This is a genomic window from Paenibacillus sp. URB8-2 (assembly GCF_013393385.1).
In the GTDB taxonomy this organism is placed as follows: Bacteria; Bacillota; Bacilli; order Paenibacillales; family Paenibacillaceae; genus Paenibacillus_AQ.
This window is the reverse complement of the sequence record NZ_AP023239.1, coordinates 74,425-92,797: the sequence shown is the minus strand read 5'-3', so window position 1 is coordinate 92,797 and position 18,373 is coordinate 74,425. Positions and strand designations below refer to the sequence as shown.

Genomic DNA, 18,373 nt, shown 5'->3' with positions numbered 1-18,373 from the left:
TGAGGACCCCAGAAGAACTTAAAAACTCTTACTAAAAACCCCGTATAAAGCGTATCTGCGCTTTATACGGGGTTTTTAGCAAACTGACAAACTCTTCTGAATATGCTGCTTTGGGCTCTTCTTGGTTAATAGGAACCCAGCGAGCCAAGCTGCTGCTGCAGCTCTTCCTCGGTAATGACGTCGCTGCCTTGGGGGATGCCGATTTTGAATGCCGGCTTTTCATTAATCTTGCTGTATTGATTGCTGCCGGTCAGCGACAATCCTACTTTTGTCCCGTCATCCGGATTGGTGATCTTGACGTCCAGCGCCAGATCCTGATAAACAGGGAATTCGTCTTTGTTGATCGCCGTGTTGAAGCGGAACTGATTCACGGCCAGATACTGGTCCAGCTTAGCCAGGTTTTTGTCAAACTCCGCCTTCTTCTCGCTATTCTGCAGGTCTGCCTTGGCTTCGTCCAACTGCTTCTGGTCGATCTGGAGCAGATTCTTGTACTCTTCCTTGGACAGAATGTCCAAAATTTTCGGCAGTGCATTGTTGACAAAGATAGTAACGGCTTCTTTCACATTCTCATTGGTAATCTGGAACTGCACCACCTGCTTGGCGTCTACGCCCTCCGGCAGATTCGCATCTTTGGGATCGATGTTATTAAAATACTTGCTCTCGTCATATTCGGCCAGCAGTGTGCTCAGCACCTCGTTGGAAAGCTTCTGGGTCTTTTGCGTATCCAGCATGCCCGGATTAAATTCGGTGCCTTCCTGTTCCGCAAGCTTCTTCAGGTCAAGCATCACGAACTTACCTACGACATTTTCCGGAATAGGGAGGAACGGAATGCTCGGAATCTTAACATACAGCTTCTCCGTCGTCATCACCATCGGAATGGTAAAGCTCATCGTCATATCGCCTTTTAAATTCAATACCAGCGTCATTTCCGTCTGCATCGGATCGGCCTGATACACGCCATCGACCGAAATGTCCGCGTTCTTGAGCATGCTCAGCACCTGTGCCGTCATCCCCGTAGATTGCTCGCTTGGCGCATCAATCGTCAGGTTATTGATAACGAACTTGCTCTTCATTTCATAAGAAGTCATTGCAGCCGCTTTGCTTGCCGCTCCCTGCAGCGCTTCCTTCGGAGCCTGTTTGCTTCCGCACCCTGGAAGGATTACGACTGCTGCAAGCAGCATCGCCGCTGCGGAAATTCCCCACTTTTTAAACATTTTTTCTCTCCTCTCCCAATTAAAGAACTATCTCCCCCTATCTAATGATAAACGATTTACTTCCCCGGATAAACCATTTCCAGTAAAATGTTATCCTTGCGGGTTGTTATGGCTGACGTGATTTGCCTGCTTCACCTTCTTGGAGCCGGAAAGCGGCTCCGGACCGTCACTGTTATGACGCGTCTTCATTTCGTCTACCGCGGGCTGTGTTCCGGGAACCTGAATTGTCTTCGGCTTGCTCATGTTCTCGTCCTCCTTTAGGTTAGGGATTGGTAACATCTTTCAGCGCTTGTGCGCACTCGTGAATCTGCCGCGTGTACCGCTGCGCCAGCTGCTGTACGGCGTCGGTCCGCTCATCGGTATGCAGTCCGGCCCGCTCGACATCAACAAGGTCAACCGCAACCTCCCGGCTGTCTACATACGTGCAGCGAAAGTCCAGAGAGTAGCTCTGGCGTCCCGCCGCGTTGAAATGAATAAGCATGCTCTTCCGGTCGGCTTCGTCAGCCTGTACGGAATAGCTGTCTCCGTCATCCATAAAAGAGGGAAGACGCTCCTGCCAAGCGGATACGAGCTGCTGCTGGTCCAGCTGTAATTGTTGATCCATAAATGTAATCAGCCTCCTTCTCTAATACATTGCGGAGAAAGCGGGCTTTTTATTCTCTGGTTCCTGTACTCCATGTACGCTTTAGCAAGGGTCTCGCCAAATATTAAAAAAGCCGTCTCCCGAAGGAAACGGCCTGTACTCTTACATATTCAAAAATAAAGGATATGGCGGAGAGGATGGGATTCGAACCCATGTGGGCTTGCACCCTAACGGTTTTCAAGACCGCCCCGTTATGACCGCTTCGGTACCTCTCCATATGCTGCAAATATCACATGCATTAGAGATTGTACCATATTAGCCTATACGGAAGCAACTCCATTTACTGGTTCGTCTTTGGCCGTATCGCCTTCACGTTGCCCATATAAGGCTGAAGACGTTCCGGAATAAGCACACTGCCGTCCTCCTGCTGATAATTCTCCAGAATGGCAGCTACTGTGCGTCCTACCGCCAAAGCCGAGCCATTGAGCGTATGCACGAATTCCGGCTTGGCTTTCGGTTCCTTGCGGAATCGGATGTTGGCCCGCCGGGCCTGAAAGTCCTCGGTATTCGAGCAGGACGAAATTTCACGGTACATGCCGCTTTCCGGCAGCCAAACTTCGAGATCATAGGTCTTGGCCGCGGTAAAGCCCATATCGCCCGTACAGAGCGCCAGCACGCGGTAGGGCAGCTCGAGCAGTTGCAGTACGCTTTCGGCGTTCGCCGTCATTTTCTCAAGCTCTTCATAAGAGGATTCCGGCGATGTCAGCTTGACCAGCTCTACCTTGTTGAATTGATGCTGGCGGATCAGCCCTCGGGTATCCCGTCCGGCCGAACCGGCTTCCGAGCGGAAGCAGGAGCTGTAAGCGACAAAATACTTCGGCAAATCGGAAGCGTTCAGGATTTCCTCCCGGTAATAGTTCGTTACCGGCACTTCGGCCGTCGGAATCAGGTAATACTCCGTGTCGCGTAGCTTGAACAGGTCCTCTTCGAATTTAGGAAGCTGTCCCGTGCCGTACAGACTGTCTTTATTGACAATATACGGCGGCAGCATTTCCTCGTAATGATGCTCCCCGCTATGCAGGTCCATCATAAAGTTGATCACCGCGCGCTCTAGGCGGGCTCCCAGACCTTTATAAAACACAAAACGCGATCCCGTCACCTTGGCAGCGGCCTCAAAGTCTAGGATATCCAGATTCTGCGCCAGCTCCCAGTGAGACTTGGGTGTAAAGCCGAATTCACGCGGCTGCGACCATCGGCGCACTTCCACATTCTCTTCCTCGGATTTGCCTACCGGCACCGACTCGTGGGGAATGTTCGGAATGCTCAGCATCAGCTCGGAAATTTGATTTTCCAGATCCCGCACTTCATCGTCCAGTTCTTTAATCCGGTCCGATACGTTCCGCATTTCGGCAATCAGCTCATCGGCCGGCTCTCCGCTCTTCTTTCTCTTGGCGACCTCGCCCGAGACGGTGTTGCGGCGGTTCTTCAAGCTTTCCGTCTCCTGAAGCAGTTCGCGGCGGCGAAGATCCAGTGCCGGAAATCCGGAGATCAAATCCTGCGATTTGCCGCGTTTGTCGAGCGCCTCCTCAACCTTGGCATAATCGGTGCGCAATATTTTAACATCTAACACGACATTTCCCTCCTGAAACAGCCCTAACTCTTTCAATTAGCCGGTGAAGGCTTTGAAAGAGTCAGGATGTTTATATATGCAGTTTTACTGTTCGGCCGTACCGGCAGCCTGTACCATATCCGTAAAGTACTGATGCAGCCGGTAATCATCCGTCAATTCCGGGTGAAAAGAAGACACAAGCAAGTTACCCTCACGCGCGGTTACAATCTCGTCTTTATAGACGGACAGCACATCCACATTCGGACCAACTTTCTCAATAAGCGGAGCCCGTATGAACACTGCCCGGACCGGTTCCTCAATTCCTTTTACATCCAGGTCGCATTCAAAGCTTTCCCGCTGTCTTCCAAAGGCATTCCGTGCCACGGTAATATCCATCAGTTCCAGATGTGCCGACTCTCCGCCCGCAATTTCCTTTGCCAGCACAATAAGTCCGGCACATGTCCCGAAGACCGGCTTGCCTTGGCCTGCAAACTCGCGAATTGCTTCAATGAAGCCGTACTTGCGCATCAGCTTGCCGATGGTTGTGCTCTCGCCTCCGGGAATGATCAGTCCATCCACCTCGTCAAGCTGCTCTATCCGCTTGATTGGCGTCCCTTCGGCTCCCGTCTTGCCGATGCTCACAATATGTTCCGTTACAGCGCCCTGAAGCGCCAGCACTCCTATCTTCATTTCAAACCCTTCTCTCTATTACCAGCCGCGCTCGGACATCCGTTCGGCTGCGGTCAGAGTTGCAATATCAATGCCTTTCATCGCTGCGCCAAGGTTCTTGGACACTTCGGCGATCAGCTTATAATCGGTGTAATGGGTAGTCGCCTCAACAATAGCACGGGCGAATTTCTCCGGGTTGTCCGATTTGAAAATACCGGAGCCTACAAATACGCCATCCGCTCCCAGATGCATCATCAGTGCGGCATCGGCTGGAGTGGCCACGCCGCCTGCAGCGAAGTTAACGACAGGAAGCTTGCCAAGCTCATGAACTTCAAGCAGCAGGTCGTAAGACACGCCAAGATTTTTGGCTTCGGCATACAGCTCGTCCTTCGATAAATTTTGAACCTTGCGGATTTGGCTGTTGATATAGCGCATATGACGTACAGCCTCTACGATGTTGCCGGTTCCCGGCTCGCCTTTGGTACGGATCATGGACGCACCTTCGCTGATACGGCGCAGCGCTTCTCCCAGATCCTTCGCTCCGCAGACGAAAGGCACGGTAAATTCACGTTTATCAATATGGAATACTTCATCCGCAGGAGTCAGCACTTCGCTTTCGTCCAGGTAGTCGACTCCCAGGGATTCCAGCACCTTGGCTTCTACATAATGACCGATTCTGGCTTTGGCCATAACGGGGATGCTTACAACCTTGATAACCTCTTCCACGATGGTTGGGTCGGCCATACGGGCGACGCCGCCAGCTGCACGAATGTCGGATGGCACACGCTCCAGAGCCATAACGGCAACAGCGCCTGCAGCTTCGGCAATTTTAGCCTGTTCCGCATTCATGACGTCCATGATGACGCCGCCTTTCTGCATTTCTGCCATACCCCTTTTAACTCTCGATGTTCCTGTTTCCATATCTTCAAGCCTCCCGATAATCTATCTTAATCTAACTTTTTATTTTACCGCATGGCGGCTAAATATACAAGCCATTTACTCGGAATTAAGTGCTTATCTTTAAAATTTAGAACAAATTCTTAATTCCCGAAAAAATGTCGCTAAAGAAACTTCCAATCGCTCTGAAGAGCAGCTTGAACCAACCGGCTTTCTCCGCTTTCTCGGATGTAATGAGATTGACCGTTTTTTGCTGGGTCCCTATTCCGTTCACTTTATACGTATAGGTAACCTTCCCCACTTTCGTGCCTTGGGCGATCGGCGCAACCAGCGTCGATGCATCGTTGACCTGTACCGCCGACGTAACTTGCGGAGAAGCCGTTCCCTTCGGAACGACAAAGGTCGCGCCTGCGTCGGTTACCACCGGCACCGTACTCTCCTTGCCTTTCTCAACCGGAACCGTCTCATGACCGGCAACGGTTGCTTTGGCTGAGACCACCTGCTTGACTTCAAAATTGTTAAATCCAAAATCAAGCACCTTCTTCGTCTCTGTGAAGCGGTGGGCTTCGGAGTTGGCTCCCATAACCACGCTAATCAGGCGCATGCCGTCGCGCACAGCAGTTCCCGTAAAGCAGTTGCCCGCGCTGGAGGTATGTCCCGTCTTCAGGCCGTCCAGGCCGGGATAGGCGTACGCTTTAAAGTTAGGGATATTTTGGTTCGCTTCCAGCATCCAGTTATAGTTTACCATAGGTGCCGAATCCCGTTCGCGGAATTTGTACGATTGAATGGTCGTATATTTCGAGAAATCAGGATGATCGGTAACAATATGCTGGGCAAGAATCGCCGCATCCATTGCCGACATTACCGTTTCCTTATCCGTATCCGGACGGAAATTGGCAGGCATATCTTCACGGCTAAGCCCGGTCGAGTTGATAAAATACGCTGTCTTCATCCCCATCTTCTGGGCGGTCTCGTTCATCAGCTTGACGAATTCCTGTTCCGAACCGGAAAGCGTTTCGGCCAGCGCGACGGTAGCATCATTGGCTGAGCCAACCGCCATGGCTATGTACAGTTCTTCAATGGTATGTTGATCTCCCTCGGCCAAATAAATACGCGAGCCAGTCTGCTTGGCAGCATTCTCAGCAACGGTTACTTTCTGATCCCATGACAATTTGCCGTTCTTGACGGCATCGGCGATGAGATATTCCGTCATCATTTTCGTCATACTGGCCGGAGGAAGCGGCACATCCGCATTCAGCGACAGAAGGACTTGTCCTGTCGTCGGCTCAAATAGTACGGCCGATTTCAGATTCAAACCAAGCGATTGAACCGAAGGAATGGTTACAGGGATTCCAGCCGCAGCCGGTGTGGCGGTTGTATCAGCCGTTGCCGGAACCGGCGTCTGAACGCTTTCGGCTAGCGCCGGAATAGGGGATAACACAAGCATATTTAAAAGCAGACCCGCTGTTGCTGTCTTCACTGCCATTTGCTTCACACTGGATTTAGTCTTAAACTTCAATGGTTTTAAACTCTCCTTATGATAATCATCTCAATTGCTTGTTCTATTCTAACACAGGGGTACAATCAAAAAAAGACGGACAGGCCGAAATTCGTCCTGACCGTCCTTATTTTAAATTTTGTATCACCTATAGGGAATAGTTGGGCGCTTCCTTCGTAATCTGCACATCATGAGGATGGCTTTCACGAAGCCCGGCTCCGGTAATCCGGATAAAGGAGGTGTCATCGCGCAGTCCAGACAACGTCTCTGTACCGCAATAGCCCATACCGGAACGCAATCCTCCGATCAGCTGATGCACCGTATCGGACAGCGGACCCTTGAAGGCGACGCGGCCTTCAATCCCTTCCGGCACGAGCTTTTTATCGTCGTCCTGGAAGTAGCGATCCTTGCTGCCCTGCTTCATGGCGCTCATGCTGCCCATGCCGCGGTATACCTTGAACTTACGGCCCTGATAAATTTCGGATTCCCCAGGGCTCTCCTCCGTGCCTGCAAACAGGCTTCCCAGCATAACGGCATGCGCGCCGGCTGCGATAGCTTTTGTAATTTCTCCGGAGTACTTAATGCCTCCATCTGCGATAATCGGCACCCCGTATTCACGCGCTACAGATGCACAGTCGTAAATGGCCGTAATCTGCGGAACGCCGATACCTGCAATGACCCGCGTGGTACAGATCGAACCAGGACCGATGCCGACCTTGACTACCGAAGCTCCCGCTTCGATCAGATCGCGTGTAGCATCGCCGGTCGCTACATTTCCCGCCACAATCGTCAAATCGGGATACAGCCCGCGCAGCTTGCGAACCGCATCGATAATGTTGATGTGATGCCCATGGGCCGAATCGACGACAACCAGATCGACTCCGGCGTTAACCAGCGCTTCCGCCCGCTCAAAGGTATCTTTCGAAATACCGATAGCTGCTCCCACCAGGAGACGACCTTGAGCGTCCTTAGCTCCGTTAGGAAACTGAATCGCTTTTTCAATATCTTTAATAGTAATGAGGCCTTTCAAAATGTAGTTATCATCAACAAGCGGAAGCTTCTCGATCTTATGGCGCTGCAGTACAACCTCGGCTTCTGCAAGTGTCGTACCGACAGGAGCAGTGACCAGATTTTCCTTTGTCATTACTGCGCTGATTGGAATATTGAAATCGTGGATAAACCGCAAATCGCGGTTCGTAATAATTCCTACCAGTTTATTGTTCTCATCTACAACCGGAACACCGGAAATACGGTACTTGCCCATCAGACGCTCAGCGTCGGAAACCATATGTGTTGCGGTAAGCGAAAAAGGATTGGTAATAACACCACTCTCGGAGCGTTTGACACGGTCCACTTCTTCCGCTTGCTGCTCAATCGACATATTTTTATGGATAATGCCGACGCCGCCTTCACGTGCCATAGCAATCGCCATAGCCGCCTCAGTGACCGTATCCATACCGGCGCTAATGAGCGGAATATTCAGCTTTACATTCTTGCTTAGCACAGTGGACAGATCCACTTCCTTGGGCAGCACTTCCGATTTGCGCGGCACCAGCAACACGTCATCAAAAGTCAATCCCTCTTTACCAAATTTATCTTCCCACACCTGGTTCATTCCTCCTTGTATTCTTTGTTCTCACGGCCCGCGAACTTTATAAAAAAGAACATACTTCGTCTCAAGTCCATCCACGGAGGACAGATATGCCGATCTGGAAGTACACTGGTTCTAATCGTCAAAGTAAGTTGGAGCGGTATGTCCAAAAATATATTATTGCCATCTTAGCAAAGGCCTTTTGTACTGTCAAGAACATTACATGAGCAGGGATTTCTTTGAAAAAATCGGCGCTGCCGTGAACAAATCCCCGGCTATTTGTCCATCATCAGCGTACAGTTGCGTCCATTTCAGCGATAAAAAGATAGGATTTACCAGAATCAAATAAAGTATACAAAAAACCACTGCTGAATTTCAGCAGTGGTTCATGTGCTTGGCGGCGTCCTACTCTCCCAGGACCCTTCGGTCCAAGTACCATCGGCGCTGGAGGGCTTAACGGTCGTGTTCGGGATGGGTACGCGTGGGACCCCTCCGCCATCGCCACCAAACGGATGTTTTCCGGTCGCTTCGCTTCCCGAATCTCTTCAGGAAAATCATCGACTACAGAAAACGCGCTACAGGAATCTTACTCCCTGAAAACTGGATTCGAAACGAAACTTTGCATTTTAGAAATTTGGATAAGCCCTCGACCGATTAGTATTGGTCAGCTCCATGCATTGCTGCACTTCCACCTCCAACCTATCTACCTCGTCGTCTTCAAGGGGTCTTACTAAATTGGGAAATCTCATCTTGAGGGGGGCTTCACGCTTAGATGCTTTCAGCGCTTATCCCGTCCGTACGTAGCTACCCAGCCATGCTCCTGGCGGAACAACTGGTGCACCAGCGGTACGTCCATCCCGGTCCTCTCGTACTAAGGACAGCTCCTCTCAAATTTCCTACGCCCACGACAGATAGGGACCGAACTGTCTCACGACGTTCTGAACCCAGCTCGCGTACCGCTTTAATGGGCGAACAGCCCAACCCTTGGGACCTACTTCAGCCCCAGGATGCGATGAGCCGACATCGAGGTGCCAAACCTCCCCGTCGATGTGGACTCTTGGGGGAGATAAGCCTGTTATCCCCAGGGTAGCTTTTATCCGTTGAGCGATGGCCCTTCCATGCGGTACCACCGGATCACTAAGCCCGACTTTCGTCCCTGCTCGACTTGTTGGTCTCGCAGTCAAGCTCCCTTCTGCCTTTGCACTCTTCGAATGATTTCCAACCATTCTGAGGGAACCTTGGGACGCCTCCGTTACGCTTTAGGAGGCGACCGCCCCAGTCAAACTGCCCGCCTGACACGGTCCCCGCACCCGTTTAGGGTGCCAGGTTAGAACCTAGATACGATCAGGGTGGTATCCCAACGGCGCCTCCACCGAAGCTGGCGCTCCGGCTTCTAAGGCTCCCACCTATCCTGTACAGATCGTACCCAAGTTCAATATCAAGCTGCAGTAAAGCTCCATGGGGTCTTTCCGTCTTGTCGCGGGTAACCTGCATCTTCACAGGTATTAAAATTTCACCGGATCTCTCGTTGAGACAGCGCCCAAGTCGTTACGCCATTCGTGCGGGTCAGAATTTACCTGACAAGGAATTTCGCTACCTTAGGACCGTTATAGTTACGGCCGCCGTTTACTGGGGCTTCGGTTCACAGCTTCGGGTTTAACCCCTAACCGCTCCCCTTAACCTTCCAGCACCGGGCAGGCGTCAGCCCGTATACTTCGCCTTGCGGCTTCGCACAGACCTGTGTTTTTGCTAAACAGTCGCTTGGGCCTTTTCACTGCGGCCCCCTCGGGCTATTCACCCTACCGAGGCACCCCTTCTCCCGAAGTTACGGGGTCATTTTGCCGAGTTCCTTAACGAGAGTTCTTCCGCGCGCCTTAGAATTCTCTTCTCGCCTACCTGTGTCGGTTTGCGGTACGGGCACCTTCTCCTGGCTAGAGGCTTTTCTTGGCAGTGTGAGATCATGACCTTCGCTACTGTAATTTTCGCTCCCCATCACAGCCCAGCCTTAATGGTGTACGGATTTGCCTATACACCAGCCTCGCTGCTTGGACGGACATCCATCAGTCCGCGTCACTACCCTCCTGCGTCCCCCCATCGCTCATAGCGGATTACGGTGGTACAGGAATATCAACCTGTTGTCCTTCGACTACGCCTGTCGGCCTCGCCTTAGGTCCCGACTTACCCTGAGCGGACGAGCCTTCCTCAGGAAACCTTGGGCTTTCGGCGGATCAGATTCTCACTGATCTTTTCGTTACTCATACCGGCATTCTCACTTGTATGCTGTCCAGCTGTCCTTACAGTCAACCTTCAACCCACATACAACGCTCCCCTACCCCTGATGCATACGCATCAAGCCATAGCTTCGGTGGTGTGTTTAGCCCCGTTACATTTTCGGCGCAGAGTCACTCGACCAGTGAGCTATTACGCACTCTTTCAATGGTGGCTGCTTCTAAGCCAACATCCTGGTTGTCTGTGCAACTCCACATCCTTTCCCACTTAACACACACTTGGGGACCTTAGCTGATGGTCTGGGCTGTTTCCCTTTTGACAATGGATCTTAGCACTCACTGTCTGACTCCCGGTGCATCAGTAGCTGGCATTCGGAGTTTGACTGAGCTTGGTAACCCTTGCGGGCCCCGCACCCAATCAGTGCTCTACCTCCAGTACTGTTAATCACCGAGGCTAGCCCTAAAGCTATTTCGGGGAGAACCAGCTATCTCCGAGTTCGATTGGAATTTCTCCGCTACCCCCACCTCATCCCCGCACTTTTCAACGTGCGTGGGTTCGGGCCTCCAGTGCGTGTTACCGCACCTTCACCCTGGACAGGGGTAGATCACACGGTTTCGGGTCTACGCCCACGTACTTAAGTCGCCCTATTCAGACTCGCTTTCGCTGCGGCTCCGGCTTCTCGCCTTAACCTTGCACGTTAAACGTAACTCGCCGGTTCATTCTACAAAAGGCACGCCATCACCCCTATAACGGGCTCTGACTTCTTGTAAGCACACGGTTTCAGGTACTATTTCACTCCCCTTCCGGGGTGCTTTTCACCTTTCCCTCACGGTACTGTTTCACTATCGGTCGCCAGGGAGTATTTAGCCTTGGCAGATGGTCCTGCCGGATTCATACGGGGTTTCACGTGCCCCGCACTACTCGGGATCCGTCTCGGAGGGAACCAAATTTGGGCTACAGGGCTTTTACCTCTATCGCGGGCCTTTCCAGACCTCTTCACCTATCTTGTTCCTTTGTAACTCCATGTGAGACGTCCCACAACCCCAGGGAGCAAGCTCCCTGGTTTAGGCTGTTCCGCGTTCGCTCGCCGCTACTGACGGAATCACTCTTGTTTTCTCTTCCTCAGGGTACTTAGATGTTTCAGTTCCCCTGGTCTGCCTCCACCTACCCTATGAATTCAGGTAGGAGTGACTGTGCATTACCACAGCCGGGTTTCCCCATTCGGACACCCCCGGATCAACGCTTGCTTACAGCTCCCCGAGGCATTTTCGTTGTTCGCCACGTCCTTCATCGGCTCCTGGCGCCTAGGCATCCTCCGTGTGCTCTTAGTAGCTTAACCACATGTTTTCCCGTTAGGGAAAATCATGAACCACTATTCACTTCACTTGATCAATCGCTTGACACAAGTTCAGCTAAAAGATGTTCTAAAACGCAATTTTCGTTTCGGTATCCAGTTTTCAAGGATCAAGATTGAGAGTTTGAGCTCTCAAAACTGAGCAACGAGTGAGCAACAGGCCTAAACCTGAGTTTTGGAAGCTTAGCTTCCGATTTGAATGTTTCCGCTCGGGAAACGATTCTCCATAGAAAGGAGGTGATCCAGCCGCACCTTCCGATACGGCTACCTTGTTACGACTTCACCCCAATCATCTACCCCACCTTCGGCGGCTGGCTCCCTTGCGGGTTACCCCACCGACTTCGGGTGTTGTAAACTCTCGTGGTGTGACGGGCGGTGTGTACAAGACCCGGGAACGTATTCACCGCGGCATGCTGATCCGCGATTACTAGCAATTCCGACTTCATGCAGGCGAGTTGCAGCCTGCAATCCGAACTGAGACCGGCTTTATAAGATTGGCTCCACCTCGCGGTTTCGCTTCCCGTTGTACCGGCCATTGTAGTACGTGTGTAGCCCAGGTCATAAGGGGCATGATGATTTGACGTCATCCCCACCTTCCTCCGGTTTGTCACCGGCAGTCACTCTAGAGTGCCCAGCTTCACCTGCTGGCAACTAAAGTCAAGGGTTGCGCTCGTTGCGGGACTTAACCCAACATCTCACGACACGAGCTGACGACAACCATGCACCACCTGTCTCCTCTGTCCCGAAGGCCGCGCCTATCTCTAGACGATTCAGAGGGATGTCAAGACCTGGTAAGGTTCTTCGCGTTGCTTCGAATTAAACCACATACTCCACTGCTTGTGCGGGTCCCCGTCAATTCCTTTGAGTTTCAGTCTTGCGACCGTACTCCCCAGGCGGAGTGCTTACTGTGTTAACTTCGGCACCAAGGGTATCGAAACCCCTAACACCTAGCACTCATCGTTTACGGCGTGGACTACCAGGGTATCTAATCCTGTTTGCTCCCCACGCTTTCGCGCCTCAGCGTCAGTTACAGCCCAGAAAGTCGCCTTCGCCACTGGTGTTCCTCCACATCTCTACGCATTTCACCGCTACACGTGGAATTCCACTTTCCTCTTCTGCACTCAAGCTGCCCAGTTTCCAGTGCGACCACAGGTTGAGCCCATGGTTTAAACACCAGACTTAAACAGCCGCCTGCGCGCGCTTTACGCCCAATAATTCCGGACAACGCTTGCCCCCTACGTATTACCGCGGCTGCTGGCACGTAGTTAGCCGGGGCTTTCTTCTCAGGTACCGTCACTCTTGTAGCAGTTACTCTACAAGACGTTCTTCCCTGGCAACAGAGCTTTACGATCCGAAAACCTTCATCACTCACGCGGCGTTGCTCCGTCAGGCTTTCGCCCATTGCGGAAGATTCCCTACTGCTGCCTCCCGTAGGAGTCTGGGCCGTGTCTCAGTCCCAGTGTGGCCGTTCACCCTCTCAGGTCGGCTACGCATCGTCGCCTTGGTGAGCCGTTACCCCACCAACTAGCTAATGCGCCGCAGGCCCATCCCCTGGTAGCAGATTGCTCCGCCTTTCCGCCTTCCGGTATGCACCAGAAGGTCTTATCCGGTATTAGCTACCGTTTCCGGTAGTTATCCCAGTCCAAGGGGCAGGTTGCCTACGTGTTACTCACCCGTCCGCCGCTAAGTCCTCTTGAAAGCAAGCTCTCAAGAGGACTCCGCTCGACTTGCATGTATTAGGCACGCCGCCAGCGTTCGTCCTGAGCCAGGATCAAACTCTCCAATAAGGTTTTTTCGTGAGGTTACCACCCGGATCACTCCGAGAAAATAACCATCCGAAAAGTTTATCGATAGAGCGATAAGCTCATTTTGAAACATCTGACGAGAATTTGCATTCTCTTCATTTTGGAACTCGCTAAAGCGAATTCCCACTCACTCGTTGTTCAGTTTTCAAAGATCAAACTTGTTTGTCGCCGTTCAACTTAATGTCTCAGCAGCAACTTTTATAATATATCATATCGGACCGTTTAATGCAAGCTCTTTTTTTAATTTCTTTTTGAAGCAGAACTCGTATTTCTTGGCCGGAATTAGAATATACCATATCTATTAATAGATTGCAATAGTATTATAGGAAAAAATCAAAAACCCAGGAAAGCCCGACACTTCGCCGCTCCCCTGGGTTTTATCTTCTATATAGATAGAATCTGTTCTTTATTCTCCTGCACGGTTGCGCATATGCGGGAACAGCAGCACATCACGAATCGATGCCGAGTCGGTCAGCAGCATAACGAGACGGTCGACGCCAATCCCGAGCCCGCCTGTCGGAGGCATGCCATATTCAAGCGCACGAATAAAGTCGTCATCCATCTCATGCGCTTCATCGTTACCCTGCTCCTTCTCCTGAAGCTGAGCTTCAAACCGTTGGCGCTGGTCAATCGGGTCATTCAGTTCGCTAAATGCATTGGCATGCTCGCGCGCTACGATGAACAGCTCGAAACGGTCGGTAAACCGCGGATCATGGTCATTCTTTTTGGCGAGCGGCGAAATTTCGACAGGATGACCCGTTACAAACGTAGGCTGAATCAGCGTCTCTTCGACAAATTGCTCAAAGAAAGCATTAAGAATATGGCCGAAGGTCATATGCTTTTCTACCGGTACGCGATGCTCCTTGGCAAGCCGATGGGCTTCTTCGTCGGTCATATGCACACCAAAATCCACACCGGTTACTTCCTTAACCGCATCCACCATCGATACGCGGCGCCATTCAGGGGTCAAGTCGACCTCTTGGCCTTGGTAGTTGATTTTTTGCGTGCCCAGCACTTCCTGGGCGATATGCGCGATCAAACTCTCGGTCAGGCGCATAATATCCGTGTAATCTGCATAAGCCTCATAGAGCTCGATCATGGTGAACTCTGGATTGTGGCGGGTGGAAATGCCCTCGTTGCGATAGACGCGGCCGATTTCATATACCTTTTCCAGACCGCCGACGATGAGCCGCTTCAAATGCAGCTCGATAGCGATCCGCATGTACAGCTCCATTTCCAGCGTATTGTGGAAAGTAATGAACGGACGGGCGGCCGCGCCGCCTGCAATGGCATGAAGGGTAGGCGTCTCAACCTCCAGATAACCGAGCGAATCCAGGTAACGGCGCATGGACTGAATAATCCGCGAACGGGCGATAAAGGTCTGCTGGACCTCAGGGTTGATGATCAAATCGACATAACGCTGGCGGTAGCGCAGCTCGACGTCTTTGAGGCCGTTATATTTATCCGGAAGCGGAAGCAGTGATTTAGTCAGCACTTCAAGCTCGCTCACCTTGATTGTGGTCTCTCCGGTCTTTGTCTTGAAGACGGTGCCGGTCACGCCGATAATATCTCCAAGATCAAGCACGTTGAATGCCGCATATTGGACTTCCGGCACGCTGTCCTGACGGACGTAAATTTGAATTTTACCGCTAAGATCCTGAATGTGGGCAAAGCTGGCTTTACCCATTGTCCGTTTGGCCATAATCCGACCTGCGACGCTTACATGAACGGCCTGCTCGTCCAGCTCTTCATGGGTCAATCCGTCATATTTGGCTATAATATTTCCGGCATTATGCGTACGCTGGTACTTTTTGCCGAACGGATCGATCCCAAGTCCCCGAAGCTCGTCCAATTTGCCACGGCGAATCTGCAGCAGTTCGCTTAGCTCGCTCTCCGTACCCGCCTGATTGCTGATTTCTTCACTCATTGCGTGTCATCCCTTCAAAAACAGATTTGAACCTTGTGTAGACCGTTCCTTTAGAACCCTAATCTTTCTTATATCCTGAAAAAAGCTTCCCTAAGGAAGCTTATCCAAACGGTTTCCCGTCTGCGTCAGTCCGGTATAATCAACCATCGCCGGCTGCGCAGTCGAGTGCGATCGGACGTTTAGATCCGCAATTTATTTCATCTTAATATCAATGATTTTATATTGAATAACGCCTGCGGGCACGTTGACATCGACGACAGCGCCCTTTTTCTTCCCGATAATGGCTTTGCCAACCGGACTTTCGTTGGAAATCTTGTTGTTAAGCGGATCGGATTCGGCACTGCCGACGATCGTGTACTCCATGACATCCCCGAATTCCATGTCCTCTACGGAAACCGTTACTCCGACGCTGACGACCTCGGTGTTGATTTCATCGCTGTTGATGATGCGGGCGTTGCGAAGCATTTTCTCCAAGGTAATGACGCGGCCTTCGATAAAAGCCTGTTCGTTCTTGGCATCTTCATACTCAGAGTTTTCGCTTATATCTCCATATCCGATAGCTACTTTAATCCGCTCGGCTACTTCGCGGCGCTTAACGGATTTGAGGTTCTCCAATTCCTCTTCCAGACGCTTGAGTCCGTCCGGGGTAAGGATGACTTCTTTATCGCTCATCTTAACCGATTCTCCTGTCGTATACATTTATTGAAAACACCATAACTATATGCGAATCCGAAGGGATAAGAACCCTCCGCTGCCTTGCATTATTTGAAACGGCGAATTTATACTGTGAAATTATATGGGAACCGTTACAAAATGTCAATGACAGCCTTCGTATCGTCCGGCGCATCCAAATAAAGCACGACAGCAGGCGTTATACCGCAGAAACGGACGCTTCAGCGCCTTCTACATCGCCCGATTCTTCTTCCGAAACCTTGTCGACAAAATCGCTTAAAATCCGCACCATTTCGTCCCGTTTCGTTTCTTCCATAATAACATCCTTTACGCGGGCCGCGCCTTTCAGACCTTTCAAATACCAGGCCAGATGCTTGCGCATTTCGCGCACAGCCACCGCTTCGCCTTTCAGCGCGACCAGCCGGTCCATATGCAAAATGGCGACCTCGATCTTCTCTTTCGGGGATGGATCGGACAGCAGCTCTCCGGTGCTTAGATACTTGACGGTGCGGTACAGCATCCACGGATTGCCGAGCGCACCTCGCCCGATCATCACGCCGTCGCAGCCGGTCTGATCCAGCATGGCTTTGGCATCCTGCGGCGTCTGCACATCGCCGTTGCCGATTACCGGAATAGACACAGCTTCCTTGGCCTGACGGATATAGCTCCAATCCGCGTGTCCGGTGTACAGCTGCTCGCGCGTCCGTCCATGCACGCTGATCGCCTGGCCTCCCGCCCGTTCCACCGCGCGCGCGTTGTCCACGACGTAAATATGCTCGCTGTCCCAGCCGATCCGCATTTTGACGGTCACCGGCTTATCGACAGCATCGACAACTGCGGAGACCATTTCATAAATCTTGTTCGGCTCAAGAAGCCAACGGGCGCCGGCGTCGCATTTTGTTACCTTCGGCACGGGGCAGCCCATATTGATATCGATAATATCGGCGTTCGTTTCTTTATCAACTACCTTTGCCGCTTCGACAAGCGACTCGCGGTCCCCGCCAAAAATCTGCAAGCTCAGCGGTTTCTCGCGTTCGTCGACAAACAGCATTTCGCGTGTCCGCTTGTTGCCATGCACAATCGCCTTGTCGCTGACCATTTCCGCGCAGACCAGGCCGGTTCCGAACTCTTTGGCGATCAGCCGGAAAGCCGGATTGCAGACGCCGGCCATGGGCGCGAGCACAACCTGGTTTTTCATTTCGATGTTGCCGATTTTAAGCATGCTGTTCACTTCCTTTATATTGAGGATAAGTCGGTCAATTCCTTGACCCCGACCTCCAAAACTATCGCAATTTTATCTAAAATTTGATCTTCCAAACGTCGATTTCCCCGCTCTACCGCTCCAAGCACAGTGAGCGAAATGCCGGCGCGGTCCGCCAACTCCTGTTGAGTATAGCCCTTTAGCTTGCGGAATGCCCGAATCCGCCTTCCCACCCGCTTGTTGTCCACAACTTGATTCCTTCCCTTCCGTCTAACTTGCCCAGCGCGTCCGTTACTTTTTCCAAGAGCCCGGACGGTTCATCCTGCGGCACGATATCGCGGAGCGGAAAAAGCACGAATGCGCGTTCCAGCATACGGGGGTGCGGCAGAGTCAAATGCGGAGTATTCATAGTCTGTCCATCCATCCACAGCAAATCCAAATCCACCGTCCGCGGACCGTTCTGTATCTCCCTCACCCGGCCCAGCTGATTCTCAATCTCCAGCATCACATTCAGCAGCGTTTCAGGCATCAGCGATGTGCGCACGGCTGCCGCCATATTTAAAAAATTCGGCTGATCCAAATAACCGACAGGCTCGGTCTCGTATACGCCGGAACAGCGCATAACCTGAATATCTGTATGGGCATTAAGGAGGGCAAGCGCCTCTTTTAGACTTTTTTCGCGGTCTCCCAAATTGGCCCCTAAAGCAATATAAGCCTCTGACTGCTCAGAGGGGGAATGATTACTCATGAATCGGTTCTCACTTTCTCGTTCGGAACAGTTCCACAGTCACTCCCTGGAAATGAACGTCGAACGGCGGATGCGGCTTGGTCACCTTGACCGTTACCGCGTTGATAATAGTATAAGTGTCAAGTAAGGCAGATGCAATACGTTCTCCCAAAGCTTCAATTAACTTATAGGACTCCATTTCGACAATATTTTTAACCAACGCATGCGCCTCTGCGTAGTTTACCGTCTGCTGGAGATCATCGCTCAGTCCCGCTCCGCTTAAGTCCATTTCAAACTCCAAATCAATATAATACCGCTGGCCCAACTTGCGTTCCTCTTCAAAAACGCCGTGGTAACCGTAATATTCCATGCGGTGAAGCTTCATTTTGTCCATTTT

General features: G+C 51.6%; 14 protein-coding genes, 1 tRNA gene and 3 rRNA genes. All 18 read right to left on the bottom strand.

Going from position 1 to position 18,373, the window contains the following annotated elements; all coding sequences use genetic code 11:
* Nucleotides 1-125 precede the first annotated feature (125 nt).
* The 18 genes from PUR_RS00435 to folB all read right to left on the bottom strand — a co-directional run bounded on the left by PUR_RS00435 (nucleotide 126) and on the right by folB (nucleotide 18,370).
* A complete protein-coding gene (locus PUR_RS00435; protein WP_179033554.1) occupies nucleotides 126-1,214 on the bottom strand; it encodes a hypothetical protein in 1,089 nt (362 codons plus the stop codon).
* A gap of 90 nt (nucleotides 1,215-1,304) precedes the next feature.
* The gene (locus PUR_RS00430) at nucleotides 1,305-1,457 is read right to left on the bottom strand and encodes a small acid-soluble spore protein P (RefSeq protein WP_124697859.1); all 153 of its coding nucleotides are present in this window, start codon (nucleotides 1,455-1,457) and stop codon (nucleotides 1,305-1,307) included.
* 19 nt (nucleotides 1,458-1,476) lie between these two features.
* Nucleotides 1,477-1,818 carry a hypothetical protein gene (locus tag PUR_RS00425; RefSeq protein ID WP_179033553.1) on the bottom strand — a complete coding sequence of 114 codons (342 nt, stop codon included), beginning with the start codon at nucleotides 1,816-1,818 and terminating at the stop codon, nucleotides 1,477-1,479.
* Nucleotides 1,819-1,983: 165 nt separating this feature from the next.
* Nucleotides 1,984-2,072: transfer RNA gene (locus PUR_RS00420), tRNA-Ser, on the bottom strand.
* A 65-nt stretch (nucleotides 2,073-2,137) separates the two neighbouring features.
* Nucleotides 2,138-3,427: a serine--tRNA ligase gene (gene serS, locus PUR_RS00415; RefSeq protein ID WP_179033552.1), complete on the bottom strand. Its 1,290-nt coding sequence runs from the start codon at nucleotides 3,425-3,427 to the stop codon at nucleotides 2,138-2,140.
* Nucleotides 3,428-3,511: 84 nt separating this feature from the next.
* On the bottom strand, nucleotides 3,512-4,096 hold the full coding sequence (pdxT, locus tag PUR_RS00410) for a pyridoxal 5'-phosphate synthase glutaminase subunit PdxT (RefSeq protein WP_179033551.1): 585 nt from the start codon (nucleotides 4,094-4,096) through the stop codon (nucleotides 3,512-3,514).
* An 18-nt stretch (nucleotides 4,097-4,114) separates the two neighbouring features.
* Nucleotides 4,115-4,996: a pyridoxal 5'-phosphate synthase lyase subunit PdxS gene (gene pdxS / locus PUR_RS00405; protein ID WP_179033550.1), complete on the bottom strand. Its 882-nt coding sequence runs from the start codon at nucleotides 4,994-4,996 to the stop codon at nucleotides 4,115-4,117.
* A gap of 106 nt (nucleotides 4,997-5,102) precedes the next feature.
* Entirely contained in the window at nucleotides 5,103-6,458 is a 1,356-nt protein-coding gene (locus PUR_RS00400; RefSeq protein WP_179037685.1) for a D-alanyl-D-alanine carboxypeptidase family protein, read from the bottom strand.
* 160 nt (nucleotides 6,459-6,618) lie between these two features.
* A complete protein-coding gene (gene guaB, locus PUR_RS00395) occupies nucleotides 6,619-8,076 on the bottom strand; it encodes an IMP dehydrogenase (protein WP_179037684.1) in 1,458 nt (485 codons plus the stop codon).
* A 377-nt stretch (nucleotides 8,077-8,453) separates the two neighbouring features.
* A 5S ribosomal RNA gene (gene rrf, locus PUR_RS00390) occupies nucleotides 8,454-8,570 on the bottom strand.
* 125 nt (nucleotides 8,571-8,695) lie between these two features.
* Nucleotides 8,696-11,629: ribosomal RNA gene (locus tag PUR_RS00385) — 23S ribosomal RNA — on the bottom strand.
* A 245-nt stretch (nucleotides 11,630-11,874) separates the two neighbouring features.
* Nucleotides 11,875-13,431: ribosomal RNA gene (locus tag PUR_RS00380) — 16S ribosomal RNA — on the bottom strand.
* Together the 16S, 23S and 5S rRNA genes form the textbook arrangement of a ribosomal RNA operon.
* Nucleotides 13,432-13,855: 424 nt before the next feature.
* A complete protein-coding gene (gene lysS, locus PUR_RS00375; RefSeq protein WP_179033549.1) occupies nucleotides 13,856-15,376 on the bottom strand; it encodes a lysine--tRNA ligase in 1,521 nt (506 codons plus the stop codon).
* 192 nt (nucleotides 15,377-15,568) lie between these two features.
* Nucleotides 15,569-16,048, bottom strand: coding sequence for a transcription elongation factor GreA (greA, locus tag PUR_RS00370; RefSeq protein WP_179033548.1), 480 nt, complete (start codon nucleotides 16,046-16,048; stop codon nucleotides 15,569-15,571).
* A 199-nt stretch (nucleotides 16,049-16,247) separates the two neighbouring features.
* Nucleotides 16,248-17,270, bottom strand: coding sequence for a tRNA dihydrouridine synthase DusB (gene dusB / locus PUR_RS00365; RefSeq protein ID WP_179033547.1), 1,023 nt, complete (start codon nucleotides 17,268-17,270; stop codon nucleotides 16,248-16,250).
* A gap of 14 nt (nucleotides 17,271-17,284) precedes the next feature.
* Nucleotides 17,285-17,482, bottom strand: a complete 198-nt coding sequence (locus tag PUR_RS00360) for a helix-turn-helix domain-containing protein (protein ID WP_332107946.1) — start codon at nucleotides 17,480-17,482, stop codon at nucleotides 17,285-17,287.
* A complete protein-coding gene (folK, locus tag PUR_RS00355) occupies nucleotides 17,449-17,997 on the bottom strand; it encodes a 2-amino-4-hydroxy-6-hydroxymethyldihydropteridine diphosphokinase (protein WP_179033545.1) in 549 nt (182 codons plus the stop codon). The genes PUR_RS00360 and folK overlap by 34 nt, the downstream gene beginning before the upstream one ends.
* Nucleotides 17,998-18,007: 10 nt before the next feature.
* Nucleotides 18,008-18,370, bottom strand: a complete 363-nt coding sequence (gene folB, locus PUR_RS00350; RefSeq protein WP_179033544.1) for a dihydroneopterin aldolase — start codon at nucleotides 18,368-18,370, stop codon at nucleotides 18,008-18,010.
* Nucleotides 18,371-18,373 lie beyond the last annotated feature (3 nt).